The following is a 23,569-nucleotide window of genomic DNA, read 5'->3' as shown; positions in this document are numbered from 1 at the left end:
CCGGGTCAGTCGCTGGGACCGAAGTCGAGCGCGGCCTGGCCGAGCTCGTCGAACTCCGTCTCACCGTCGGACAGGTCGAGGCCGGCCGTCGCCGCGACGCCCTCGAGGTAGCCGCGCGCCCGCTCGAGCCGCGGGTAGCCCTCCAGCAACCGCCAGAAGTCTGGGCCGTGCCCCGGCGAGAGCAGGTGGGCCAGCTCGTGGAGGATCACGTAGTCGAGCACGAAGCCCGGCATGCCCCTGACCCTCGTGGAGATGCGGATGGTGCCGTCGGCGGGCGTGCAGGAGCCCCACCGGGAGTTCTGGTTGGTCACCCAGCGGATGCTCGTGGGCTTCGCCTGGCCCCCGAGGTAGCGCTGCGAGAGGTCGGCCGAACGGGTGCGCAGCTGGGCATCGCTGGGTCGTCGCTTCTTGTCACCCTTGGCCAGTCGCTCGAGCATCGTGTCGACCCACTGCTGCTCCTCGGCCTTGGTGAACCGCGCGGGGATGAGCACGATCGTGCGGCCGCCCTCGCGGTAGGCGCTGACGGTGCGGCGGCGTTTGCGGCTGCGCCGGACCTCGATGTCTGGACTCCCCATGCCACCACGATAGGCGAGCCGACCGACATGGCCGGTGATCCGCGCCGCGACGACGGCACCGCGACGCCAGGGCAGGGCGTGGGCACGGCTCAGGCCAGCAGCTGCGCCAGCCTGCGGTCGAGCACCTGCACGGCCGGTCCGAAGACGGCATACGCCTCGTTCGTGGTCTGCCCGTTGGCGTAGCGGTAGTAGATCTGCTGGGCGATGACAGCGAGCCGGAAGACGCCGTAGGCCTCGTAGAACACCGCGTCCTCGGCACTGACCTCACGACCCGCGCGCGCGCAGTAGCCCGCGATGAGCTCGGCCCTGGTGAGCATGCCGGGCAGGTGCGTAGGCACCCGTCGGAAGCTCTGGAAGTCGGCGTCGTCGTCGGCCTGCACCCAGTAGGCCAACGCCGCGCCGAGGTCCATCAACGGGTCGCCGACCGTGGCCATCTCCCAGTCGAAGATCCCCACGATGCGCGTGGGGTCGTCGTCGGCGAGGACGAGGTTGTCGAGCTTGTAGTCGTTGTGGATCACACAGCTGCCGACGTCGGCTGGCTGGTGCTCGTCGAGCCAGGCCATGGCGGCTTCGAGGTCGGGCTGGCCGGCGGTGTGCGCGCGCCGGTATCGGGTCGACCAGCCCTCGACCTGGCGGCGCACGTAGCCCTCACCCTTGCCCAGCGTGTCGAGCCCCGCCGCGGCCGGGTCGACCGAGTGCAGCTCCACGAGGACGTCGAGCATCGACTCGCAGAGCTGGCCGGCTTGGTCGGCTGACACGTCCACCGGCATCTCGCGACGAGGCACCGTCCCGACGAGGCGCTCCATGACGTAGAAGTCGCCGCCCACCACGAAGGGGTCGTCACACATCGCGACCATCGTTGCGACATAAGGAAAGACGGGTCCGAGCGCCGCCTGGATGCGGTGCTCGCGACCCATGTTGTGGGCACCTTTGGCCTTGGTGCCGCTCGGTCCCCGACGCAGCACGAGGTCGAGGCTGGGGAAGCGCAGGAGGTAGGTGAGGTTGGAGGCGCCGCCCGAGAACTGGAGCACCTCCGGCTCCCCCGCCAGCCCCGCGGCATACCGCTCGTCGGTGTGCGCGCGCAGCCACGCGACGGCCGCGTCGACGTCGAAGGCGTCCTCGGTGCGGACCGGTCGCGCGCCGGCGACCTCGCTCACCGCTCCTCCGCGAGCCGCGCCGCCTGGTGGCGCATCAAGGCGTCGTATGCCGCGCGGTCGGCCCACTTGAGCGCGAAGGCGTGGCGGGCGGGTTCGTCGGGGACGATGACGTCGACGCCGTTGGCAACTCCCTCCAGCACCGCGGCGGCCACCTCGTCGGCCGTCACCGTCGCCCGTTCGATCAGGCCCGCCACGACGCGTCCGACCCGTCGGTCGGAGCCGCGCATCGAGCTGAGCAGGTTGGTCTTGAAGTAGGAAGGACAAACGGCAGATGCCTTGACACCAAAGGGATGCAGCTCGTGTCCGGTCGTCTCCGTGAAGGCCACGACGGCAGCCTTGACCGCGTTGTAGGAGCCCATGCCGGCGGCATGCACCAGCCCGGCGAGCGAGGCGACGTTGACCACGTGGCCGGACCGCTGCTGCTTGAACATCGGCGTGAAGGTGCGGGTGCCGCGGACCACACCGAGCAGGTTGACGTCGATGATCCGCTGCCACTCCTCGATGGTCGACAGCTCGATCCGGCCACCACCGGCGATGCCGGCGTTGTTGACGAGGATGTCGAGCCCACCCCAGGTCTGCTCGACGTGGGCCAGGGCGGCGGCCCAGTCGTCGTCGGACGTGATGTCGAGGACGAGGTCGACCCCGTCGGCGTCGCTGACGTCGGTGACCAGTACCTCGTCGCCGGCCGCCCGGAACGCGGTGACGAGGGCAGCGCCCAGACCCGAGGCTCCCCCCGTCACGAGGACCCGCCGGCTCACTGGTGCTTCCCGAGCTCGATGCGGCCGACGACGCTGCGGTGGACCTCATCGGGGCCGTCTGCCAGCCGCAGGGAGCGCGCGCCCACCCAGGCCGCCGCCAGCGGGAAGTCGGTCGTCATGCCAGCACCGCCGTGCAGCTGGATCGCGAGGTCGATGACGTCGAGAGCCATGGCGGGCACCTCGACCTTGATCTCGCTGACCGCGGACAGCGCCTCACGGGAGGCGCCCTGGTCGAGCAGCCAGGCCGCGTGCATGACGAGCAGGCGCGAGCGGTTGATGGCGATCCGGGCGTCGGCGATGCGCTCGAGGTTGCCGCCCAGCTTGGCGATCGGTTTCCCGAAGGCGGTCCGCTCGAGGGCGCGCTGGCAGGCCAGCTCGAGCGAACGCTCCGCGAGGCCGATGGCACGCATGCAGTGGTGCACGCGACCCGGCCCGAGCCGACCCTGGGCGATCTCGTAGGCGCGCCCGGGGCCGAGCAGGATGTTCGCGGTGGGCACCCTCACGTCGGTGAACGACACCTCGCCGTGGCCGAGCGGCTCGTCGTAGTAGCCCATCGTCGAGAGCATCCGCTCGACCTCCACGCCGGGGGCGTCGCGCGGCACGAGCACCATCGTGTGGCGGGAGTGCCGGTCGGCGTCGGGGTCGGACAGCCCCATGAAGACCAGGATCTGGCACTCCGGGTTGCCCATCCCGGTGGAGAACCACTTGCGGCCGTTGACGACCACCTCGTCGCCCTCGATGACCGCGGTGGCCGCCATGTTGGTGGCGTCGGAGGAGGCCACCTCCGGCTCGGTCATGCAGAAGGCGCTGCGGATCCGCGCGTCGAGCATCGGCTCGAGCCACTCCCGCTGCTGGTCGGGCGTGCCGTACCTGAGCAGCACCTCCATGTTGCCGGTGTCGGGCGCGTTGCTGTTGAACACCAGCGGCGCGATGGCGGAGCGACCCATCACCTCGGCCACCGGCGCGTAGTCGACGTTCGAGAGGCCTTCGCCGCCGTCGGTGCCGAACTCCGCGGCATACCGTCCGGCGTGCTCCTGGGGCAGGAACAGGTTCCACAAGCCCTGTGACCGCGCCTTGGCCTGCAGCTCCTTGATGACCGGCGAGGGCGTCCACGGATCGCCGCCGCTCTCGCGCCTGCCCTGGATCTCGGCGTGCAGTGCCGCCTCGACCGGCTCGATCTCGGTGTCGAGGAAGGCACGCACGCGGTCGCGCAGGTCGGTGGCGCGCGGAGACAGGGAGAAGTCCATGCGCCCGACCCTAGTGAAGCCCCCGAGGGCTCGCCCGTCCCCCACTTCTGGCCACCCATGCCGCACCAACCCCTGCCTATCGGACCCGGGTGCCAGACCGGTGGCCCGAAGTGCCCCGGGGGAAGAGAGCAGCGTCAGCGGCCGTGGAAGGTCGGCCGGCGTTTGGCTGCCGCGGCCGAGATGCCCTCGTGCAGGTCCTCCGTGGCGAGGGTGACGGCTTGGGCCAGCGCCTCCCACTGCAGAGCGTCCTCGAACGTCGCGTGCCCACCGTCACGCAGCGCCTGCAGCGTCAGGCGGGTGGCGACGGGCGCTGCCGCCGCGATGCGTTCGGCAGCCGCGATCGCCTCGGGCAGCACGGCGTCGACCGGCAGGGCGCGCGACACCAGGCCCAGCTCCGCCGCCTCGGTGCCGCTGATCACGCGACCGGTGAGCAGCAGGTCGCGAGCCACGGCATGACCTGCGACGTTGGGCAGCGACCAGGTCGTCGCCATGCCGGGGTGCAGCCCCAGGGAGGTGAACGGCACGCCGACCTGGGCGTCAGCGGCGGCATACCGGAGGTCGCAGGCGAGCGCCACGGCGAACCCGGCGCCGATCGCCGCGCCGTTGACGGCCGCGATCGTGGGCACCTCGAGGTCGCGGATCGAGAGCCACGCGCGGTAGAAGGTGAGCATCCGGTCGCGGAGCTCGCTGACCGTCGCGTCAGGGTCCTGGACGATCCAGGAGAGGTCGCCGCCCGCGCTGAACGCCGGGGCGGCTCCGGTCACCACGACGGCCGCGAGCGCCTCATCAGTGCGCAGCAGCCCCATCAGCCTCACCCAGGAGGCCGTCATGGCCGTGCTCATCGAGTTGCGTCGATCTGGGAGATCGAGTGTCACCACCGCGATCCGGCGTCCCGAGGCGTCCCGGGAATCCACCCGCAGGTCGTCGAACTGGGTCTCCCACCACGGCTGCGTGCTCATGGGGCGAAGACTAGGGGTGGGCCCTGAGCACGACGCACAGGCCCCCCTTGCGCGATTTTGTGCTCAGCATGGTCTAAGTTTGGCCGAAGTCCGACGGCGCACCGTGTGCCGTGAACAAGAGGAGACATGGCGATGGCTGAAGAGACCTACAAGGGCGAGTTCTACTGCGTGAAGTGCAAGGAGAAGCGCGAGGCCGAGGGCCGTGTCGTGGAGACCAACGGTCGCCGCATGGCCAAGGGCGTGTGCCCCGTGTGTGGCACCAACCTCAACCGCATTCTCGGCAAGGCCTGACACCAGGCTTTCCCAACGCGAGGGGCGGCACCGACCACTGGTCGGTGCCGCCCCTCGCGGCGTCCGGACCTGTGGATGGCGGGTCGGGTCGCCAGTGCGCTGTGCGAGATTGGGCCGCGTGACTGGACGCACCCTGTTCAAGGCCCTGTGGCCGGTCCTGCGCCGCAGCGCAGGAAGCGTGCAGTTCGGCACCGACCCCGCCCGCGCGAGGGTGGTGGAGGGCCTGCGTGCCGACGAGGTCGACGCCCTCCAGCTGCTCGACGGCACCCGTGAGCTTCCCGCGGCGCTGCAGACGCCGGCCGGTCGTGACCTGCTCGGCCAGCTCGTCGCCCACCGGCTGGTCGTCGACGCTGCGCCGCCCGCGCCCCAGCCGCCACCCGCGCGGATCCTGCTCGCCCACGACACGCAGGCCGTGCTGCGCACCGCCCCCACCGAGGGCCAGGCGTATGCCGCGCTGGCCGGCCGCCACGCCGCGCACCTCTTGGTCGTCGGCCGGGGTGAGCTGCCGCGGGCCGTCGCGGAGCAGCTGCGCCGCGCCGGTGTCGGCTCGGTGCGGCACGGCGCGCACGTCGCCGACGACTGGGAGCCACCTGCGCTCGTCGTCCTGGTCGGCTGCGGCGCCGTCGACTCGGCGACGGCCATGCCGTGGCGCGCCCGCGGCATACCGGTGCTGCCCGTCGTGCTGCACGGGGTGGAAGCCCTCGTCGGCCCGGTCGTCGTGCCCGACGGACCGTGCCTGCGCTGCCTCGACCTCGCCCGGGCCGACCTCGACCCGGCGTGGCCCGCCCTGCTCGGGCAGCTCGTCCCGGTCGCGGTCGGGGCCGGACCCGAGGTCAGCGGGGAGACCACGCTGGTCGCGCTGACCGCCTCGATGGCCGCGATGGTGGCGTTGGCGGTGCTCGACGGTCACGCGCTCCCCACGGGCCGGTCGTTGGAGGTCTCCCTGCCCTGGCCGGGGGTCCGGCAGCGTCAGTGGACCGCACATCCGCGGTGCGGGTGCGGTGCTCGATCCGACGGGTTCTGCCGACCCACTGACGGCGAGGTTGCCCCGCAGGTGAGAATGGCCGGGTGAACGAACTCCCTCGCCGTGCCGTCAGTCGCACGGCCCGACTGGCGAGCCTGCCCCTCGGCTTCGCCGGCCGCACCGCGGTGGGGTTCGGCAAGCGCGTGGGCGGCAAACCTGCCGAGGCGGTCGCAGCCGAGCTGCAGGCCCGCACGGCCGAGCAGCTGTTCAAGGTCCTGGGCGAGCTCAAGGGCGGGGCGATGAAGTTCGGCCAGGCCATGTCGGTCATGGAGGCCGCGCTCCCGGAGGAGATGGCCGGTCCCTACCGCGCCACCCTGACCAAGCTGCAGGAGGCGGCTCCTCCCCTCCCTGCCGCGACGGTGCACAAGGTGCTGGCCGAGGAGCTGGGACCCCGGTGGCGGACCGCGAAGTTCCAGTCGTTCGACGACAAGCCCGCGGCGGCGGCCTCGATCGGACAGGTCCACAAGGCGGTCTGGCGTGACGGTCGCGAGGTCGCCGTCAAGATCCAGTACCCGGGCGCCGGTCAGGCCCTGCTGTCCGACCTCAACCAGCTCGCCCGGGTGGCCCGGCTGGCCGGCGGGTGGATCCCCGGCATGGACATCAAGCCGATCACCGACGAGCTCAAGTCGCGGATGAGCGAGGAGCTGGACTACAACCTCGAGGCCGCCAACCAGCGCACCTTCGCCAAGGCGTTCCGCGGTGACCCGCACTTCGCCGTGCCGGACGTGCTGGTCAACAGCGAGCACGTCATCGTCTCGGAGTGGATGGACGGCATCCCGCTGTCGCAGATCGTCGCGTCGGGCACGCCAGAGCAGCGCAACGCCGCCTCGGAGCGCTACATGGCGTTCCTGCTCGTCGGCCCGGCCCGCGCCGGGCTGCTGCACGCCGACCCCCACCCGGGCAACTTCCGGTTGCTGCCCGACGGGCGCCTCGGCGTCATCGACTACGGCGCAGTCAACCGCCTGCCGTCCGGCCTGCCGCCCGCGATGGGCACGCTGGTCAGCGCGGCGCTGCGCGGCGAGGCCGCCGAGCTCGAGAGGGGCCTGCGGTCCGAGGGGTTCATCAAGCCGTCGATGTCGCTCGATGCCGAGGCGCTGCTGGACTACCTCGGCCCGTTCATCGAGCCCCTGTCACATGCCGAGTTCACCTTCAGCCGGCCGTGGCTGCGGGGCGTGGCTGCCCACGTCAACGACATCCGCAGGCCCGAGTTCCTCGTCGGCATGAAGCTCAACCTGCCGCCGTCCTACCTGCTCATCCACCGGGTCTGGCTCGGCGGGATCGGCGTGCTGTGCCAGCTGGGTGGGACCGTCTCGGCCCGGCAGATCGTGGTCGACCACATGCCCGGCATGCAGCTCCAGCACCTCCCGCCGCCCGTCGACTGAGGCGGATCACCAGCCTGACGCGGGTCACCACCAGGCGGAGTCGAGCTTGCCCTCGATGCTGCGCAGGTGCTCCCGGCTGCAGCGGTCGCAGGTCCAGACCTCGCGGCCGTTCTCGGTGCCGCGCGTCCAGGTGATCGCGGCCAGGGCAGGATCGCCCGACACGGTGCCGCAGGTCGAGCACACGGGAGGAGTCTCGGCGGGTCTGCCTTGGTCAGCCACGGCTACTTCTTCGTCAAAGCGGCGTCCTTGGCCTTCGCCGCAGCCTTGGCGGCCTGCTTGAACTCCCGCACCTTGGCCAGTGACGAGGCGTCGACGACATCGGCAACCGACCGGTAGGAGCCGTCCTCGGCATACGGCCCGATCGCCTCCTGCCACCCGGGCGGGCGCACCTCGAGCTGCTTCCCGACCAGGGCGGCGAAGATGCGGGCCTTCTGGTCGCCGAACCCGGGCAGCGCCTTGAGCCGCTCGATGAGGTCGCGGGTGTCCGTCGCCTCGGTCCAGATGGTCTCGGCCCGGCCGTCGTACTGGTCGCGGACGACGGCGGCGAGCTGCTGCACCCGGCCCGCCATCGACCGGCCGTAGCGGTGGATCGCCGGCGGCGTGGCGCAGAGGTCGGCGAACGACTCCGCCTCCGCGGCGGCGATGGCGTCGGGCGCCAGCGTCCCGAACCGGTCGAGGATCTTCCACGGCCCGCGGAAGGCGTGCTCCATCGGGTACTGCTGGTCGAGCAGCATCCCCACGAGCAGCGCGAACGGGTCGTTGCTCAGCACCTCGTCGGCGGCCTCGTCCTGGGCGATGCGGATCTGCGTAGCCATGCAGGCAGCCTAACGAGGCTGAGCAGAGCCGCTAGCCCTGGAAAGTCGGCCAACTGGCCCCCTTTCCGGGCCGCGTCGCGCAGATCGCCTGGAAAGTGGGCCAGTTGGCCCCAAATCTCGAGGACGGCTCCTCACAACAGGTAGACGAACCCCGGGCCCTCGTCGCGGTAGGGGATGCCGAGCGCATCCAGCGCCGGCTTCCACGAGCCGGTCACGCTCGGGTCGGCGCCCTCGAACCCGTGGTCAGCCGTGAGCAGGAAGGTCACCTCGTCGAGCACCCCCAGCCCCTCGAGGTGGTCGAGGAACACGACGAGCCGGGCATCGCTCTGGCGCAGCGAGTCGCGCGCGATCTGCGACCTGGGCCCGCCGGCGTGGTGTCCGGCGTCGGTCACGACGTGCGCCCACCAGGTCAGCGTGGGCGCGTCCTCGGCGGACTCCCACAGCTGCAGGACCTGCTGCAGACCCATGTCATCCACCTGCACCCCCCAGCGGAAGTACGCGTCCGCCAGGTGCTCGGGCCGCTCGACGAACGGGGACTCCTCCGGGACCGGCAGCAGGTCGCCCATGCCGGTGGCGGCCGCGTCGAACCCGCCGGCTGCCCTCAGCAGCGCCATGGTGCCGTAGTCCGCGCCCCGGTCGATGGCCTCGTCCACGCTCGCGGTCCGGGGTGAGTCCCCTTGCGGCACATGGTCGTTCACCATCTCGAACACTGTGCGGACGCCGGGTCGGAGCCACTCCGCGCTGCGGTGCCAGGTCTCGGCATCGTTGGGGACGACCCGTTCCTTCAGTCTGCGGTCGTAGTAGACGTTGCCGAGCACGCCGTGCCGCCCCGGGCCGACGCCGGTCAGGATGGAGGTGTGGTTGGTGAGCGTCACGCTCGGGAACTCGGCCACCGCACCCCCGCGCATCGCCAGCCCGTGCTCGATGAGGCGGGCGACCCCGGGCAGCTCGCCGGTCTCGGCCAGGTGGAGCAGGTCACCGCAGTGCGCCCCGTCCCAGAGCATGCCGACGACACGGCGACGCTGCCCTTCAGCGGCTGGTTCGAGGTATGCCGTGAGGGCACGGCCGTCGAGCTCGGCGCCGTCCGCGTCGCCCAGGTCGGCCGACGGCACACCCGACAACACCGCGAGCGTCGGGGCCACGTCCACGAGCCGGGCGTGGTCGTCGACGAAGCCGAGCGTCGCCACCCCGGGACCCGACATCACCAGGGGGGCGCGCGACTGGATGACGTCGAGCGAACCGTGCTCGCCCGCGTGACCGCCCTCCGCGACGAACCAGTGCCGTGGGGTGTGCACGACGGCGACGTCGGGACTGCGGTCGACGTCGCCGAACAGCGAGCGGATCCGCTGCGCGGCATACGGGTAGGCGTTGTCGGTGGACACCCGCGGGCCGGCGGCGGCGAGCTCGACCTCGTAGGGCAGGAAGGCCATCGGGTCCTCGCTCGCCACGGGGTCGATCCCCGACAGGACCTCGTGGCCGCCGTTGGCGTGCAGCCGCACGGTGCCCAGGTGGTTCGCGGCGTGGGCCACCCCGTCCTCGACCCACACCGCCAGGTCGACGACGGCGGACAGGTCGGGAGCGGTCAGGGCCTTGACCACGGCTTCGCGGGACATGTGCGGACGCTACCGAGTCGAGGGCCCCGGGCACTCGGGAAGACATGAAAGAACCCGCCGGGACGACCTCCAGAGCGGAAGGTCCCGGCGGGTTCGGGCACGGGGGTCACCGGGCCAGCATGCGAGGCATGGCGAGCAGCAACTCGTGCTGCGCCTGTGCCTCGAGCCGGCGCTGGTACTCCCGTTGACGGCGCCGTCGATGGGCGCGCGCCAGGTCGGCGTACAAGGCCTGGAACATGGTGAAACTCCTGGTGTGTGAAAAGTGTTCGATGGTGTGGACGGTCGGCGTCATCAGGCGGCGACCGGGTTCTTCCGCGGCCGGCCCCTGGGCCGCTTGCGTGCGACGACGACCCCCTGGACGAAGAGCTCGCCGCCCCACACGCCCCACGGCTCGGACCGCTCGAGCGCGCCTGCGAGGCAGGCGGCCAGGGCCGGGCACATGTGGCACAGCGACTTCGCGAACTCGACGTCGGCCGGGCTCTCGGCGAACCACATCTCGGCGTCGTTCTCCTGACACGGGATGCCGGCGCCTGCGATCGCGGCCTGCTCGTTCAGGTCGTGGAGTGCGCTCAGATGCATCGGGTGTCACCTCCCTCTCGTCGAACCGCCACGGTGGTGGCGGATATCCCTGTTTCCGTCTGGCCGGTGGCTCCCCGGTCGGGGGCCGGCCCGTTCTCTTCGGTGTCGGACTTCATCTCTGGCGGTGCTTCTTCCTGCTCGGTGTGGTGCGGAAGAAATCTGTTCGGACAAACCACGGCGTTGGACAAACAGAAAGGCCGCGGATCCCGGATATCGGGTTCCGCGGCCTCGGAGAGGGCCTGCTGGCTGGTGGCCTAGACAGGTGGTTCTCCGAAGGGACGGAACGCGAGATCCTTGGTGGCGCCGAAGCCGCCGACGTAGAACGTCGGAACCGGGGCATCGGTGATCACACGGGTGGCGATGGGCGCGGGCACAGTGGTCCCCTGGACCCATCCACGGCTGCCTGCGAGGAGGACACGGCCGACCTCGGGGCACACGGAACGGACGCGGGACATGTGAGTCGCGTCGATCGTCATCGTGAAGTTCTCCATTGGGACCTACCCTCCTTCGTGTGCTCGTGGACCCCAGCGCATCGCGCGCGACACCCTGGGCTGGTGTGTTGATCCAGAGTACGGGACGCCCCTGCGGGGCAGCAACGCATTTATCGAGATTTCCTGCAAAGAATTGGTGAACGAACGCCTATTCGTCGGAATCCGTTGCGGCAGAACGAGTTTCGAGCACAGATTCGACGTCCGCGCCGCCGATGAGGGCCAGCACCTGCGCGCCGTAGAGCCCGAGCTTGCGGGCCCCGACCCCGGAGATCTGGGCCAGCTCGCCCTCCGAGCCGGGCTCGCGCTCGGCGATCACCGTGAGCGTGGCGTCGGTGAAGACGACGTAGGCCGGCACGCTCGTCTCCCGCGCGACGGCCAGCCGCCACGCACGCAACCGCTCGAAGGTGGCCTCGGAGTAGGTCGGCGGACAGGTGTCGCAGCGCCCGGTCTTGCGTTGCGCCGCAGTCGTGAGCTCGGTGCCACACGAACGGCAGTGCGCCGGCAGCGCTGGCTTGAGGGCCTTGCCCCGCCCGCCCTTGGCGGCCCCGACCTTCGCCGAGCCCTTGGGCTGCGAGCGCGCGCCGTCGCCGAGGATGCTTGCCGCGCCGTCCAGGAACCGCGACGGCCGACGGCTGGCTCGCGCCCCGGGGGTGCGGGCGCCCGACCACGAGAGCCGCAGCTCGCGCCGGGCCCGGGTGACGCCGACGTACATCAGCCGGCGCTCCTCCTCGATGGCCTCGGGGGTCTCGGCCATCATGATCGGCAGGTAGCCGTCGGAGACCCCGGCGAGGAACACGACGTCCCACTCCAGTCCCTTCGCAGCGTGCAACGAGGCGAGGGTGACCCCCTGGACCGCGGGGGCGTGCTGGGCCGAAGCCCGCTCGTCGAGCTCGCGGATGAAGTCGGGCAGCCGGGCCTCCGGGCTGGTCACGACCAGGTCGTCGGACAGCGCGGCGAGGGCATTGAGCGACTCCCACCGCTCGCGACCGGCGCCTCCCGAGCTCGGCGCCTCCCGGGTCCACCCGGCGCCGAGGAGCACGTCGCGCACCAGCTCGGGCAGCGGCTTGGACGCGTCGTCGGACCGGGCCGCACCCCGCAGCAGCAGGATCGCGTCACGCACCTCGCGCCGGGAGAAGAACCGCTCCCCGCCCCGCACGAGGTAGGGAACCCCCTGGTCGGCCAGCGCCGACTCGAAGGCCTCGGACTGGCCGTTGGTGCGGAACAGGATGGCCATCTCGGCCGGCGAGACGCCGTCGGACACCCGCTTGGCGACCTCCGCGGCGATGGCGGCGGCCTCGGCGGGGTCGTCCGGGTGGGCGGTCAGGACCGGGGTCGGCCCGTCCTGCCCCTGGGCCTGGAGCACCACCGCGTTGCTGCGCATCGCCCCAGACGGCCCCCGCACGACGAGGTTGGCGAGCCCCACCACCTGCGGCGTCGAGCGGTAGTTGCGCACCAGCCTGACCACCTCGGCCTTGGGGTGGCGGGTCTGGAACTCGAGCAGGTGGCGGGGGCTGGCCCCGGTGAACGAGTAGATCGTCTGGGCGGGGTCACCGACGACGCAGAGGTCGTCGCGCTCCCCCACCCACAGGTCGAGCAGCCGTTGCTGGAGCGCGTTGACGTCCTGGTACTCGTCGACGACGAAGTGGCGGTACTGCGAACGCACCGCCCGGGCGATGTCGTCGCGCTCGGCCAGGATCCCGACGGTCAGCAGCAGCACGTCCTCGAAGTCGATCACGCCGCGCTGGGTCTTGACCTGCTCGTAGGCCTCGAGGACCCGCGCCATCGCGGTGGCGTCCAAGCCGGGCGGCTCGCGGTGCGCGGCCCGCGCCCCCGCGGCATACGTCTCGGGGGTGAGCATCGACACCTTGGCCCACTCCACCTCGGCGGCGAGGTCACGGATGGCGGTGCGGTCACGCGCGAGGTCGAGTCGCAGGGAGGCGGCGGCCTGGGCGACCGCGGCGGCCTTCTGGCTCATCACCTCAGGGGCAGCGCCCCCGATCGCCTGCGGCCAGAAGTAGTGCAGCTGCCGCAGGGCTGCCGCGTGGAAGGTGCGGGCCTGCACCCCGGCGACGCCGAGCGCGCGCAACCGGGTGCGCATCTCGCCGGCCGCGCGTGCGGTGAACGTGACGGCGAGGACGCGCTGGCCCTGGTAGGCGCCGGAGTGGACGCCGTAGGCGATCCGGTGCGTGATCGCCCGGGTCTTGCCGGTGCCGGCGCCGGCGAGCACGACCATGGGTCCCAAGGGGTGCGCCGCGACCTCGCGCTGCTCGGGGTCGAGCGCGTCGAGGATGTCGTCGGCGGAGGAGGGCACGGGCATGCCGTGGGGCTGGGTGGGCATCGCCGCGATCCTGTCATGGGCGACCGACGGCGGTGGCCACCGGACTCGTCACTCGACCGGTCATCGCTGCCCTCACTGCACGAGGCCGTAGACCCGGGTCACCCTCAGCCGCAGGATGCGGCGGCCGTCCTGCACCATGGCCCGCCGGTAGTCGTCCCAGTCCGGGTGGTCCTCGCCGCGGATGGTCCGGTAGAGCTCGACCAGCTCGTCGACCACCTCGTCGTCCTCGGCGACGGCCACCGGTGAGAACCCAGCGTCACCCTCGAGCACGGCATACGACCAGCCCTCCGGCGAGGTGACCATGAGCGACCCCCTCCGGTCGCGCAGGAGGTTGGCCACCTTCGCCCGGCCGTCGACCACGGACACCCGCACCGTGGGGGCCGCCGGGTCGCTGCGGTCGAGGGCGAAGTTGACCATCGAGAGCTGCGGCCGGCCGTCGCGCTTGAGCGCCGCGAGCGCCCCGAGGTTGCGGCCGGCAGCCAGGGCGAGCAGGGCGGGGTCGAACGCGGCCGGCTGTGGCGCCTGTGGTGTCTGCACCGCCTGTGCTGCCTGTGCCGCCTGTGCTGCCTGTGCTTTCTGTGCCGCGTGTGCTGCCTGTGGTGCGGCTGGATCGGGGGCCATGGGACATCATGGTCATAGAGGTCACACCACGGCGAGGAAGAAGCGCCGCACGGCCGTGGTTGTATGGCTTGACAGTCTCCGACCCCCTGAAAGAGATCATGAGCGCCAGCGCCCTGAAGCACCCCGCCCCCGGTTCCGTGACCATGTTCAGCACCTCCTGGTGCGGTTACTGCAATCGTCTCAAGGCCCAGATGGGCCGCGAAGGCATCGCGTTCACCGAGGTGAACATCGAGGACGTGCCGGAGGCCGTGAAGTTCGTGATGGACGCCAACGACGGCAACCAGACCGTCCCCACGCTGCTCTTCCCGGACGGCTCGTCGGCGACCAACCCCTCGATCCACGAGGTCAAGCAGCGCCTCGCCTCCTGATCAGGAGCACCCAGACACCCACGAGACCCCGGCCACCGGCCGGGGTCTCGGGCTGTCTGCCTCCCGGCCCGGAGCTCAGTCGGGAGCGACCTGGGCCAGGTCGTGGCCGAGCCAGCGCTCGATGAGCCGGCGGGCGATGGACAGGCGCGTGGACGGGCTGACCTCCCCCGCGGCGAGGATCTCGCGGTACTCGTCGCGGGTGAACCACCGCGCCTCGGCGATCTCCGACTCCTGCAGCCGGAGGTCCTCGCCGGTCGCCTTGGCAGTGAAGCCGACCATGAGCGAGTTCGGGAAGGGCCACGGCTGGTCGCCGAGGTACTCCACGTCGTGGACCTGCAGGCCGACCTCCTCGTGGACCTCCCGGGCGACCGCGGCCGCCAGGCTCTCCCCCGGTTCGAGGAAGCCCGCGAGCACCGAGAAGCGACCGGTGCCCCAACCCGCCCCTCGGGCGAGCAGCAACCGGTCTCGATCGTCGATGACCGACATGATCACGGCCACGTCGGTCCGCGGGTAGTGCTCGCTGCCGTCCCGGCCGCACCGGCGCAGCCACCCCGCCTGGATCGGCTCGGTGGGGGCACCACAGCGCGGGCAGTGGCCGTGGGTCGCGTGCCAGTTGGCGAGCGCCAGAGCCGTCGCGAAGACCGTGGCGTCGCGGTCGGACAGGTCGGCGCCGACCTGGCGCAGCCCCCGCAGCCGCTCCCAGATGCCCCCGTCCGGCGCCTCCATCTCGGGTGCCGGTCGCGCGACAGCGAGGTATGCCGTGCCGTCGCCGTCCTGGCCCAGGAACAGGACGAGCGCATCAGCATCGGAAGGGATCGGGGCGCGCAGGTCCAGGGCGGGGGCCCCGCCCGCGGCGTCATCCCCCGGCCGGTCTCGCTGGTCGCCTGCGCCCAGGCGGACCGGGACCTTGTCGCCGTGCACCTCCAGGACCCGGGTCGAGGAGTCGGCGAGCAGTCGGTCGAGCAGGTCCGGCTGCGCCCGCAGCTCGGCGTGACGGTCGAGACCCGGTCGGGCGAGCGCGAGATTCGGGAGAGTTTCGGTCAGGAGGCCCACGCCTCCACCCTAGGCGCGCCCGCACGGCATACGGTGACCGTGTGGACCGCAGCCCCCTCTTCCTCGCAGCGCTCGCGAGCGCTGCCGTGCCGGGCCTCGACCCGGCCAGCGTCGAGGCGCTCCCCGGCACAGCCGACCACCCCGACCAGGCCAACGGCTACGACGTCGCGTTCGTGCAGGACACCCAGCACCGGCGCTGGGTGGTGCGGGTGCCGCGCAGCCAGGCGGCCGCAGCCCAGATGGAGTCGACCTTCGGCCTGCTCGCGCTGCTGGCGCGGCGGCTTCCGTTCAGCGTGCCGACCCCGAAGGGCTTTGCCGCCCTCAAGGAGGGCGGCCGGGCCGCGATCTACCCCTACCTGCCCGGCCAGAACGTCGACTTCGCCCAGCTGCCGCCCGGGCCCGGCCTGGCCGCCGAGCTCGGACGGGCGATCGCCGCGCTGCACAACGCCGACCACGGCCTGTTCGACGAGGCCGGGCTACCTGCCTACGACGCCGACACCTACCGCACCCGGCGGCTCAGCGAGCTCGACCGCGCGGCTGCCACCGGGCACGTGCCGACCGGGCTCCTCGCGCGCTGGGAGAAGCTGCTGGAGGACGTGACGCTCTGGCGGTTCGCCCCTACCCCGACGCACGGCGACCTGACCGGCGACCAGGTGCTCGTGGTCTTCGACGACGACGGCGACGCGGCGAGCGGCCGGGTGAAGGCGTTCACCGGGTGGGAGGACGCCAAGGTCGCCGACCCCGCGGACGACTTCTTCGCGTTGGTCAGCCAGACCTCGTCGCAGGCCCTCGAGACGCTGATGGAGGCCTACGCGCACGCCCGGGCCGAGCGGCCCGACGCCCACCTGCTCACCCGTGCCCGGCTCTCGGCCGAGATGCGGACGCTCTCGCAGCTGATGTCCGCCGTGTCGGGCGGCGACCGACTGCAGGTCGAGCGCCTCGCCTCGGCCCTGCGGCGCCTCGACGAGCGCGTGCACGCCGAGGAGGAGGCGGCGAACGACTACCGCCGAGCCGGCAGCGGTCCCGCCAAGAGCAACCCGGTGCTCGTGCCCCCGGTCATCGAGGACGCGGAGGACGACGACGAGGACGACGTCGAGGTGATGTTCGCCCCTACGGCCGACTCCGACGACGACACCGACACCGCGGGTGACAGCGCCGACCCCGACGGTGACAGCGACGCCGACGCCGACGCCGACGGTGGCAGCGACGGTCACAGCGACCTGGCGTCACCGATCCCGGTCCGCCACGTCGAGTTCGAGGGTGAGGACGAGGACGAGGCGGAGGGTGAGTTCGAGGACGAGCTCGCGACCGACGGTGAGGGCGGCGCCACCGCGCTCGAGGGTGAGCTCGAGGACGAGCTCGAGGAGGAGCTCGAGACCGCGGGTGCGCTCGAGGGCGAGCCCGAGACCGCGACCGACTCCGTCCACGACGTGACGGCCGAGATCGACGTGAGCTCGCTGCGCCGTCCCGAGGTCATCGAGGGCGACGACCCTGGTCCGGAGTTCGAGCCCGGCTACCGCCCGAGCCCCTAGCTGCCCACCACGTCAGCAGGCTGACCCCGACCTAGGCGTCGGGGACGGTCTCCAGCAGGGCGGCCAGAGCCACGTCGTCGGGCAGCTCTGGCCAGACCGTCTCGCCGGTGCCCGCGTAGTAGAACGCCGCGTCGACCTCGTCGAGGTCGAGGCCACGCAGTCGGGCGAAGCCGACGCGGTAGGCCGCCAGCTGGAGGGCCCGCGACCGCGCAGACACCCCGCTGGGCTTGGACCCCGTCTTCCAGTCGACGATCGTGAAACCGCCTCCGGGGCGCGGGAAGACCGCGTCGATCCGTCCTCGGACCGCGATCCCGTCGATGACGGTCTCGACCGCGATCTCGATCTCGGCCGGGGTGCGGTGGGCCCACTCGCTGGCGAGGAAGCGCTCCTTCATGACGGGCAGGGCCGCATCGTCGCCCGGGTCGTCGTCCGCGCTCCCGGGCAGGTCGAGGATGTCGACCATCGCCGCCTGCGCATAGTGCTGCTCGACCCACGCGTGGAACGCCGTGCCGCGGCGAGCCGCGAGCGCAGGTGGTTCGGGCATCGGCCGACGCAGCGACGAGGCGAACCGGGCCGGGTCCTGGGCGAGGCTGACGACCGCCGAGGCCGACAGGTGGCGCGGCATGAGGACCGTCACGTCACTGCGGTGCGCGAGCCTGCGGCGCTCCTCGAGGAGCAGGTCGAGCTCCTCCAGCACGGTCAGGGCGTCGCCCGGCAGCGGGAACATGCCCTGCTCCCCCAACGCTGGCGGAGCACCCGAGCCGTCGACCTGTCCGGCGACCGCAGCGCGCACCGCCTCTGCCCCCGCAGCCAGCGCAGCCCGACGGTGGGCCAAGGGGTCTGCCGGCCACTGCACGCTGACCGCGGTCGCGGCGGTCGGGTTCACGGCCTCGGCGGGCTGTGCGGGGTCGGGAAGGTCGACCCAGGCGAGGCGCGTCACCGGCAGCGCCGGCTCGGCCTCGACGACCTCGAGCAGGAAGCGGGACGTCACCTTCGGTGTCTTGCCGTCGGTCCAGACCGGGGCGGTCAGCAGCATGTCTGACCTCGCCCGCGTGAACGCGACGTAGGCGAGGCGTCGCTCCTCGTCGACCCCGTGCTCGCCGCCGGCCCGCAGGAACCGCTCGACCCGCGTCTCCATGTCCTTCCAGTCGCCGGCCCCCTCCCAGTCGAGCAGCGGCAGCCCGTCACGGTCTCCCCGCAGGGCGTAGGGGATGCCACCGTCGGAGAGGCCACCGATCCAGCCGCGCTGCTTGGGGTCGGACATCGTCCACGCCGTGCCGTCGGAACGACTCGCGGCGGAGGCCAGCGCCGGGAACGAGCCCTCGACGAGCCCGGGGACGGCTACCGCGTCCCACTCGAGCCCCTTGGCCGCGTGGATCGTCAGGATCTGCACGGCGTCGGACGACGCCTCGATGTAGCCCTTGTCGAGCCCTCGCTCCTCCTTGAGGGCTGCGGCCAGCCAGGCCAGGAAGCCGCCGAGGTTGGGTCGGTCAGCACTGACCGTGAACGTCGCGGCGACGTCGGCGAACGCGTCGAGGTGCGCTCGGGCCGCGGCAGGGGTGTAGCCCTCACGGGCGAGCACCTCGATGTCGAGCCCGAGGGCGCGCTCGGCTTCGCCCACCAGGTCGGCCAGGGGCAGCGCCGACAACGAGCGCAGTCGGCGGATCGCCTGCTGCAGTCCGCGGAGGCGGCCGAGTCCCACGTCGCTCACCCGCTTGCCGTCCCAGCTGGTCCAGCCCGGCCGAGGCGGGTCGTCGACGGCCTCGACGATGCTCACCCGGTCGGAGCTGTCCGGTGACTGGTCGCGCACCGGCCGCGGGGCGGGGGTCGCGTCGCCCCCGCCGCTCCCGGCCGCGGAAGGGCCCGGCCCCGAAGCGGCCGTCGCCGTACCGATGACCGCCCCTTCGGCATCGTCGTCGTCCTCCGGGGCCGACCGGTCGTCGATGCCGAGACGCAGGTCCTGCTGGTGACGGGCCCACGCCATCAGCCCGTCGAGGTCGGCCGCCCCCAACCGGCAGAGCGGTCCGGTGAGCAACCGCATGAGCTGGTCGCCGCGGCTGGGGTCGTGCACGACGTGGAGCAGCGCGGTGATGTCCTCGACCTCGGGCGTGAGCAGCAACCCACCGAGCCCGACCACCTCGTAGGGGACGCCCTTGGTCTCGAGCGCGTCGATGAGGGGCGCGAACTGGGAGCGCTTGCGGCACAGCACGGCAGCCGACTTCGCGCCTGCCGCTCGTCGCTGCGCCAGCCAGTCGGCGACCAGCGCCGCCTCCTCACCGGCGGTCTCGACCCGCGCCGCCACGACCCGGCCCGCTCCGGCGCCGGGCCGGGCGGCGAGCTCGTCGACCGGCACGGTCGAGCGCTCGCGCAGGGGCTCGGCCACGGCGTTGGCGACGTGGAGCACCGCCTCGTCGTTGCGCCAGCTCGTGGCGAGTGGGAGCACGGGCGCCAGTCCCTCAGGGCCACCGAACGCACGACGGAACTCGCCGAGGGTGGTGGCGCTGGCGCCACGCCAGCCGTAGATCGACTGGTGCGGGTCGCCGACCGCGGTGACCGGAGCCGGCTCCCCCCGCGCGACGAACAACGACTGGAGCAGCTGGAGCTGCGCCGCGGAGGTGTCCTGGAACTCATCGAGCAGGACGGCCCCGAACCGCTCTCGCTCGATCTTCCCGATGTCCTCGAACCCGATCGCCAGCTTGGCGGCCAGCGCCATCTGGTCGGCGAAGTCCATCGCGTCGCGGGTGCGCTTGAGGGTGAGGTAGCGCTCCACCATCGGCAGCACCCCGGCGCGGGCCAGGAGCTGCTCCCGCATCTTCTTCACCTCGCCGGGCAGGTCCTTGCCGCGGGCGCCGACGTGTGGCGGAAGAGCGGCCAGCGAGCCGAGCACCCGCTCGAGGTAGGCCGCGACGTCGTCGACCTCGACGAGGTGCTCGGCCATCTCACCGGCCAGGTCGACGACGGCTGCGGTGACCGTCGACTCGGCGAAGCGGACCTCGTCCATCGGGCCGTCGTAGCCGGCCACGACCTCCGACGCGTACTGCCACGCAGCAGCCTCGGAGAGCAGCCGCGACTCGGACTCGTAGCCCAGCCGCAGGGCGTGCTCGCGGACCAGCCGTCCGGCATACGAGTGGTAGGTGGACACGGTCGGGGTGCCACCGAGGACCTCGGCACCGGTCTCCGCGTCGTCGGTGCGCGGGTGCCAGACGTCGCGCTGCTGGAGCAGCCGGAGCCTCGCGCCGATGCGTTCGGACAGCTCGGTGGCGGCCTTGCGGGTGAAGGTCAGGCCGAGGACCTGGTCGGGCTCGACGAACCCGTTGGCGACGAGCCAGACCACCCGGCCGGTCATCGTCTCGGTCTTGCCCGACCCGGCACCCGCGACGACGAGCACCGGGGACATCGGCGCCTCGATCACCCGCACCTGCTGGTCGGTGGGCGGCGGCTGACCGAGCGCTGCGGCGATCTCCTTGGCAGACAACAGGGGACGCGCCATCACAGCACCCGCCCCTCGGGCTGGGCGGGGCACGACGCCCGCACCTGGCAGAGCTTGCACCAGTCGCCCACGGTCGCCTGGAACGTGGAGCCCGACATCCCCTCGGCCGTGCTGGTGACCAGCTCCGCGGCCCACTGCGGCTCGGGGTCGGCACTCAGCGGACCCTGGGCCTGCAGGGTCGTCTTCACGAGGGCCGCCTTGCCGACCTGGAGCAGCGCGGCTCCGGCTGAGCGGTCTCCCAGCTCTCCGAAGGCGCCGCGCTCGACGCCCAGTTGGTAGGCCCCCAGCTGCGGATGACGGTCGAGCTCCTCGGTGCGGGGCTTGCTGCTGCCGGTCTTGTAGTCGACCACCCGGAGCGCCGTGCCGTCGGGCGTGCCCTCGATGCGGTCGACCTTGCCGCTGAGCACCGCCCGACCCAGGACGACCTTCATGTCCACCTCGGCCCCGAGCCGGACCCAGCCCCCCGCACGGGCCTCGTCGAAGTACGTTGCCAGCCGTCGGACCATGCCGTGGGCCTCGTGGCGCTTGCGGTCGGAGACCCAGCCGGCCGGCATACCGAGGCGCCCCCACCGGGCGTCCACCTCGGCGACGAGGGTGTCGGCATCGACGTCGCCGAGCTCGGCGGCGATGTCGTGCACCAGGGTGCCGATGTCGGCCGCGCCGACCGACGGGCCGTCGCCCCCGACCGAGCCGAGCATCCAGCGCAGGCCGCAGTTGCCGAACGACTCCACCTTGCTCGGCGAGACCCGCACCTCCTGGTCGGGCTCCCGCAGCGGTCGGTCGTCGGACAGCTCGCGCAGCACCCACCACTGGGCCGGGTCGGCCCCGGGGACTCCCTCGCGGGTCAGCCGGGCCAGCGCTGCCACCGCCGTGCGGCGCACCACGGCGTCGTCGGAGACCAGCTGTCGGCGGAGCTCACCCACCAGGGTCGGCAGGGTCATCGTGCGCGCAACCTCGGCGAAGGGCCGATCTCCTTGGGTGGCAATGGTTTCGGGGTCGACGACATCGAGGTAGACCGACGGCTGCTCGTCGTCGGAGCGCACTGCCGTCACGACGACGCGGTCGCTCGCCCTGGTGAGCGCCACGAGGAACGACCTGGTCTCGTCGTAGCGCACCGCGGCCTGCGCGGCCCGGAAGGTGCCCGCCCGCCCCGACACGACGTCGACCAGGTGCTCCGATCCGAGGAGGGAGCCACGCAGGCGCAGGTCCGGCCAGACGCCCTCCTGCACCCCCGCGACGACCACCAGGTGCCACTGCCGGCCGGCGGCGGCCTGGGGGGTCGTGACCGTCACCGACTCACCGACGGGTGAGCGCGCGACGAGGGTGTCGCCCGGGATGTCCTGGCTGCCGATGTGGGTGAGGAACTCCTCGGGACCGGCCTGCGGGAGGCGGTCGACGAACTTGGCCGCGGCGTCGAACAGCCCGACGACGGCGTCGAGGTCACGGTCGGCCCGCCCAGCGCCGGCGCCCCCGGCGAGCGCGGTGGCCTGCCACTCGCCGCCCAGCCCCGTCGCGGCCCACATCGCCCACAGCACCGACTCGGCGCTGACCCCGGCCTCCCAGCGCCAGGCGGGTCCGGTCGGGGTGTCGTCGACCACGCCGCGCGCAGCCTTGACCCCGGCGGCGATGGTCGCGGCGACGCGGCGGGCGGGATGCCCCTCGGCCCCCACCTCGACCAGCGCACCCGGCGCGAGGAGCGCCTCGGCGAGCAGCTCGTCACTCGTGCGACCACCACCACCCTCGAGCTCGAGCCGCCGCAGGGCGCGACGCAGCCGGCGCAGCCCGACCGCGTCGGCGCCGCCGATCGGCGACAACAGGGTGTCGACCGCGACCTGCGCGGACAGCGGCTCGTCGAGGCCGCGGGCCCGGTCGAGCACCACCTCGAGCAGGGCCAGCAGCGGGCGCACTGCCACCTCGTCACGGACCGGCAGGTCGGTGGAGGTGCCGGCCACGGGGACCCCTGCAGCCATCAGCACCCGCCGCAGCGTGGAGGTGCGCCCCTGGCCACGCACGATGACCGCCATCTCGGACCACGGGATCCCGAACCTCAGGTGGGACTCGCGCAGCTCGGCGGCCACGTGGCTGGCCTCCTGGCTCACCGCCCGCAGCAGCCGCACCTCGACGCGGCCCCCAGCGCGCCCCGCGGCCGCACCCCGCTGGACGCCGCCGGCGAGCGCGCCGATCTTGGGGGCCACCCGCGCCGCAGCGTCGACGACCGCCTGCGGCAACCGGTATGCCGTGGGCAGGACCAGGGTGCGCGGCTCACCGCCCGCGGGGCCTGCGGACCGGTGGCCACCCGCGGCGGCAGCGCCGAGCTGCGCCCACCCGTCGCTCAGGTGGCGGGGGTCGGCGCCGCGGAAGGTCTGCACCGCGCTGTCAGGGTCGCCCAGCAGGACGAGATCGAGCCCGGGCGTGGCGATCGTCCGCAACAGCCGCGCCGCGGCCGACGTGAGCTCCTGCGCATCGTCGACCACGACCAGGCGCAGCCCGTCGACGAGTCGTGCACGGGCTGGCGGGTCCTCCTCGAGCAGGTCGGCCGCGGCACCCAGGATCCAGGCCGGGTCGTAGGCGCCGGGTGCGGACAGGGCCGTGACCTCGTCGTACTCGGCCAGCACCTCGGCCGCCGCCACCCACTCGGCTCGGTCGTGCTCCCGGCCGAGCCGGGCGAGGTCGTGCGGCTCCAGGTCGTGCTCGACCGCGCGCATGAGCAGGTCGCGCAGCTCGCCGCGGAACCCCCTGGTGGCCAGGGCGAGGTGCACCCGCTCGGGCCAGGCGGGGCCCGTGCCCTCGGCAGCGTGTCCGTCCAGCAGCTCGCGCAGGATGACGTCCTGCTCCGGCCCGCTGAGGAGCCGGGGGGTGGGGTCACCGCGCAGCGCCGCGGCCTGGCGCAGGATGCCGAACCCGAGGGCCTGGTGCGTGCGGGCGAGCGGCTCCGTCGAGGTGCCGCCGAGCCGGGCCGTGACCCGCTCGCGCAGGCTGCCGGCCGCGACGCGCGAGGAGGTGAGGATGAGGCACTGGTCGGGCGTCGCCTCGCCCGACTCGACCCGGGAGACGACGGCCTCGATGGCCGTGGTGGTCTTGCCGGTGCCGGGGCCGCCGAGCACGCGCAGCACTCCGCCGCGGTGGGCGAGGGCTGCCAGCTGGACGTCGTCGAGCGGCGGCGCCTCGGCCACCACGCTCGGGGCGCGGCGGAGGTTCAGCACGGGTTCATCCCACCATCCGCGACCGACAGCGCGTGGGACGCCCCGCGTCCTCGGTCACCGCGTCTGCCACGGC

General features: G+C 72.6%; 21 protein-coding genes. 5 read left to right on the top strand and 16 right to left on the bottom strand.

Going from position 1 to position 23,569, the window contains the following annotated elements; all coding sequences use genetic code 11:
* Positions 1-5 precede the first annotated feature (5 nt).
* The 5 genes from AC1DWJ_RS10735 to AC1DWJ_RS10715 all read right to left on the bottom strand — a co-directional run bounded on the left by AC1DWJ_RS10735 (position 6) and on the right by AC1DWJ_RS10715 (position 4,696).
* The gene (locus AC1DWJ_RS10735; protein ID WP_477620773.1) at positions 6-575 is read right to left on the bottom strand and encodes a M48 metallopeptidase family protein; all 570 of its coding nucleotides are present in this window, start codon (positions 573-575) and stop codon (positions 6-8) included.
* An 89-nt stretch (positions 576-664) separates the two neighbouring features.
* A complete protein-coding gene (locus tag AC1DWJ_RS10730; RefSeq protein ID WP_477620772.1) occupies positions 665-1,732 on the bottom strand; it encodes a phosphotransferase family protein in 1,068 nt (355 codons plus the stop codon).
* Positions 1,729-2,490, bottom strand: a complete 762-nt coding sequence (locus AC1DWJ_RS10725) for an SDR family NAD(P)-dependent oxidoreductase (protein WP_477620771.1) — start codon at positions 2,488-2,490, stop codon at positions 1,729-1,731. The genes AC1DWJ_RS10730 and AC1DWJ_RS10725 overlap by 4 nt, the downstream gene beginning before the upstream one ends.
* A complete protein-coding gene (locus AC1DWJ_RS10720) occupies positions 2,487-3,737 on the bottom strand; it encodes an acyl-CoA dehydrogenase family protein (protein WP_477620770.1) in 1,251 nt (416 codons plus the stop codon). Before AC1DWJ_RS10720 ends, AC1DWJ_RS10725 begins: the two co-directional genes overlap by 4 nt.
* Before the next feature lie 134 nt (positions 3,738-3,871).
* A complete protein-coding gene (locus AC1DWJ_RS10715) occupies positions 3,872-4,696 on the bottom strand; it encodes an enoyl-CoA hydratase/isomerase family protein (RefSeq protein ID WP_457253683.1) in 825 nt (274 codons plus the stop codon).
* A gap of 132 nt (positions 4,697-4,828) precedes the next feature.
* On the opposite strand from AC1DWJ_RS10715, the gene AC1DWJ_RS10710 reads away from it, so the two are divergent.
* The 3 genes from AC1DWJ_RS10710 to AC1DWJ_RS10700 all read left to right on the top strand — a co-directional run bounded on the left by AC1DWJ_RS10710 (position 4,829) and on the right by AC1DWJ_RS10700 (position 7,393).
* Positions 4,829-4,987: a DUF5679 domain-containing protein gene (locus AC1DWJ_RS10710; RefSeq protein ID WP_091788997.1), complete on the top strand. Its 159-nt coding sequence runs from the start codon at positions 4,829-4,831 to the stop codon at positions 4,985-4,987.
* 118 nt (positions 4,988-5,105) lie between these two features.
* On the top strand, positions 5,106-6,059 hold the full coding sequence (locus AC1DWJ_RS10705) for a hypothetical protein (RefSeq protein WP_477620769.1): 954 nt from the start codon (positions 5,106-5,108) through the stop codon (positions 6,057-6,059).
* Positions 6,056-7,393: an ABC1 kinase family protein gene (locus AC1DWJ_RS10700; RefSeq protein WP_477620768.1), complete on the top strand. Its 1,338-nt coding sequence runs from the start codon at positions 6,056-6,058 to the stop codon at positions 7,391-7,393. The genes AC1DWJ_RS10705 and AC1DWJ_RS10700 overlap by 4 nt, the downstream gene beginning before the upstream one ends.
* Before the next feature lie 24 nt (positions 7,394-7,417).
* Here AC1DWJ_RS10700 and AC1DWJ_RS10695 read toward each other — a convergent pair whose 3' ends face one another.
* The 8 genes from AC1DWJ_RS10695 to AC1DWJ_RS10660 form a co-directional block, all read right to left on the bottom strand.
* Positions 7,418-7,612: a hypothetical protein gene (locus tag AC1DWJ_RS10695; RefSeq protein WP_457253686.1), complete on the bottom strand. Its 195-nt coding sequence runs from the start codon at positions 7,610-7,612 to the stop codon at positions 7,418-7,420.
* Between the two features lie 2 nt (positions 7,613-7,614).
* Positions 7,615-8,208 (bottom strand): HhH-GPD-type base excision DNA repair protein, encoded by a 594-nt coding sequence (locus tag AC1DWJ_RS10690; protein WP_457253687.1) that lies wholly within the window; start codon positions 8,206-8,208, stop codon positions 7,615-7,617.
* Between the two features lie 131 nt (positions 8,209-8,339).
* Entirely contained in the window at positions 8,340-9,821 is a 1,482-nt protein-coding gene (locus tag AC1DWJ_RS10685) for an alkaline phosphatase family protein (protein WP_477620767.1), read from the bottom strand.
* Between the two features lie 106 nt (positions 9,822-9,927).
* Positions 9,928-10,059 (bottom strand): hypothetical protein, encoded by a 132-nt coding sequence (locus AC1DWJ_RS10680; protein WP_255358335.1) that lies wholly within the window; start codon positions 10,057-10,059, stop codon positions 9,928-9,930.
* A 53-nt stretch (positions 10,060-10,112) separates the two neighbouring features.
* Complete coding sequence (locus AC1DWJ_RS10675) at positions 10,113-10,400, bottom strand: WhiB family transcriptional regulator (RefSeq protein WP_457253690.1); 288 nt, start codon at positions 10,398-10,400, stop codon at positions 10,113-10,115.
* Between the two features lie 254 nt (positions 10,401-10,654).
* Positions 10,655-10,891, bottom strand: a complete 237-nt coding sequence (locus AC1DWJ_RS10670) for a hypothetical protein (protein WP_056923860.1) — start codon at positions 10,889-10,891, stop codon at positions 10,655-10,657.
* Between the two features lie 148 nt (positions 10,892-11,039).
* Positions 11,040-13,229 (bottom strand): ATP-dependent DNA helicase UvrD2, encoded by a 2,190-nt coding sequence (locus AC1DWJ_RS10665; protein WP_477620766.1) that lies wholly within the window; start codon positions 13,227-13,229, stop codon positions 11,040-11,042.
* 72 nt (positions 13,230-13,301) lie between these two features.
* Positions 13,302-13,766: a PPOX class F420-dependent oxidoreductase gene (locus tag AC1DWJ_RS10660; RefSeq protein WP_477620765.1), complete on the bottom strand. Its 465-nt coding sequence runs from the start codon at positions 13,764-13,766 to the stop codon at positions 13,302-13,304.
* 182 nt (positions 13,767-13,948) lie between these two features.
* On the opposite strand from AC1DWJ_RS10660, the gene AC1DWJ_RS10655 reads away from it, so the two are divergent.
* Positions 13,949-14,218 (top strand): glutaredoxin domain-containing protein, encoded by a 270-nt coding sequence (locus tag AC1DWJ_RS10655; protein WP_457253694.1) that lies wholly within the window; start codon positions 13,949-13,951, stop codon positions 14,216-14,218.
* A 75-nt stretch (positions 14,219-14,293) separates the two neighbouring features.
* On the opposite strand, the gene nudC is transcribed toward AC1DWJ_RS10655, so the two are convergent.
* On the bottom strand, positions 14,294-15,271 hold the full coding sequence (nudC, locus tag AC1DWJ_RS10650) for an NAD(+) diphosphatase (protein WP_457253696.1): 978 nt from the start codon (positions 15,269-15,271) through the stop codon (positions 14,294-14,296).
* Positions 15,272-15,312: 41 nt separating this feature from the next.
* On the opposite strand from nudC, the gene AC1DWJ_RS10645 reads away from it, so the two are divergent.
* A complete protein-coding gene (locus AC1DWJ_RS10645; RefSeq protein ID WP_457253697.1) occupies positions 15,313-16,803 on the top strand; it encodes a phosphotransferase in 1,491 nt (496 codons plus the stop codon).
* A 31-nt stretch (positions 16,804-16,834) separates the two neighbouring features.
* On the opposite strand, the gene AC1DWJ_RS10640 is transcribed toward AC1DWJ_RS10645, so the two are convergent.
* Positions 16,835-20,293: an ATP-dependent helicase gene (locus AC1DWJ_RS10640; protein ID WP_477620764.1), complete on the bottom strand. Its 3,459-nt coding sequence runs from the start codon at positions 20,291-20,293 to the stop codon at positions 16,835-16,837.
* Entirely contained in the window at positions 20,293-23,496 is a 3,204-nt protein-coding gene (locus AC1DWJ_RS10635) for an ATP-dependent helicase (RefSeq protein ID WP_477620763.1), read from the bottom strand. The genes AC1DWJ_RS10640 and AC1DWJ_RS10635 overlap by 1 nt, the downstream gene beginning before the upstream one ends.
* Positions 23,497-23,569: the final 73 nt, after the last annotated feature.

This window comes from Pedococcus sp. P2_D7 (assembly GCF_056404295.1).
Note: the sequence above shows the minus strand (reverse complement) of the source record. Positions and strands in the feature narration are given on the sequence as shown.